The sequence below is a fragment of the Paenilisteria newyorkensis genome (genome assembly GCF_000766145.1).
Classification (GTDB): domain Bacteria; phylum Bacillota; class Bacilli; order Lactobacillales; family Listeriaceae; genus Listeria_A; species Listeria_A newyorkensis.
Genome location: NZ_JNFB01000022.1, coordinates 1 through 1715, shown reverse-complemented (window position 1 = coordinate 1715; position 1715 = coordinate 1). Strand labels below are relative to the sequence as shown.

Below are 1715 nucleotides of genomic sequence, written 5' to 3'. Positions count from 1 at the left end.
GATATTCCACTTGGCCCAGAAATTATCCCTAAGAAATGGTATGACTTGGTCATTAAAGAAGATAGCAATGGTGAGCTAAAAATCAATCGCATTAATTATGAAATATGTGTCTTACATGCGTTAAAAGATAAGTTGAAATGCCGTGAAATATGGGTATCTTTCGCTTTTCGTTATCGAAATCCAGATGAATATTTGCCCGCTGACTTTGAAGAGAAGCGTGTCCAGCACTATGAGACGCTTCAGCTTCCCTTAGATGGCGCAGAAAAAATAGAAAGTCTACAGCTGGAGCTACGTGACAAGCTACATCTGCTGGATACAACGATGCCAGATAATAAGAAAGTGAACATATTGACCAAGAAAAACGGTTGGATTGCTGTCGCGCCAAATGAGTTAAGTCCTGATCCACATCAACTTACCTATCTGAAGAAAGAAATTACCGATCGTTGGTGGATGACGAATCTCATTGATATCATTAAAGAAACGGATTTACGAACAGGATTTTCGACGACGTTTCAAAGCCTTGCTACGTATGAACGCCTGGATCGAGAAGCTATCCAAAAACGGTTGTTATTATGTCTATACGGTATTGGAACAAACACTGGAATACGACGTGTATCATCGGGTAGTCCAGACATCAGCTACAAAGATTTACTGTACGTTAAGCGGAAATATATTCATACCGAAAATCTAAAAGCGGCCAATCAAAAAATAGTGAATGCCATTTTAACAGAACGAGCAGAGAGTGTATGGGGCAAAGGGTCCACTTCTTGTGCTTGCGCTTCTGATTCTTCTCGCGTGGTAGCTTACGATCAAAATTTACGAACGCAATGGTTCCCAAGGTATCGTGGTCCTGGCGTATCTGTTTATTGGCATATTGAAGAAAAGTCCATGTGTATTCATTCGCAAGTGAATGCACCAAACTCGTCAGAAGTAGCAGCGATGCTGCATGGTTTACTCCATCATGGCACAGCAAAAGAAGTGGATCGCAATTATGTAGACACACATGGCCAAAGTGCGGTAGGATTCGCATTTTGTCACTTACTAGGCTATGAGTTATTACCACGTTTCAAAAATATACATGCACAAAAATTATATAGAGCATCGGCTAGTGATCGATATGAGCATATCGCCCCCGTTATTGCGAAGCGAGCCATCAACTGGGATCTTATTCACAGACAGTACAACGAAATGGTGAAATATGCGACAGCGTTACGTATTCATACCGCGGATACCGAAGCTATTTTAAAGCAATTTTCCAAAAATAGTTCGCACCCTACCTATCTCGCTTTTCAAGAATTAGGTAAAGTGATAAAAACGATGTTTCTATGCGATTATCTCCTATCTGAAGAGCTACGAAAAGAAATTCATGCCGGTTTAAATACAGTAGGAAATTGGCATTCTGCCAGTGACTTTGTCTTTTTCGGTCAAGGTGGCGAAATTCGCCACAATCAATTAGAAGAACAAGAAATAGCGATGCTCAGTCTCCAACTCATACAGAATTGCATGATTTATATGAACACACTTAAAATCCAATCGGTGTTAAGTAAAAAAGAATGGCAAAACAAGATGGAAGCCGAAGATTATCGAGCACTGACTCCTATGATTTACAATCATATCAACCCATATGGAGAGTTTCATATTGATATGAAAAAGAGAATACATTTATAAGGAACAAGTAAATCGGGCATCGCGTAATATTCGGAATATTACGTAAT

The 1715-nt window shown here is 39.7% G+C and carries 1 protein-coding gene; it reads left to right on the top strand.

Features of this window, described 5'->3' with window-relative positions; genetic code table 11:
• Positions 1-1668, top strand: a 1668-nt coding sequence (locus EP58_RS09320) for a Tn3 family transposase (protein WP_036092822.1), incomplete at its 5' end; no start/stop codon positions are given.
• Between the last annotated feature and the right edge of the window lie 47 nt (positions 1669-1715).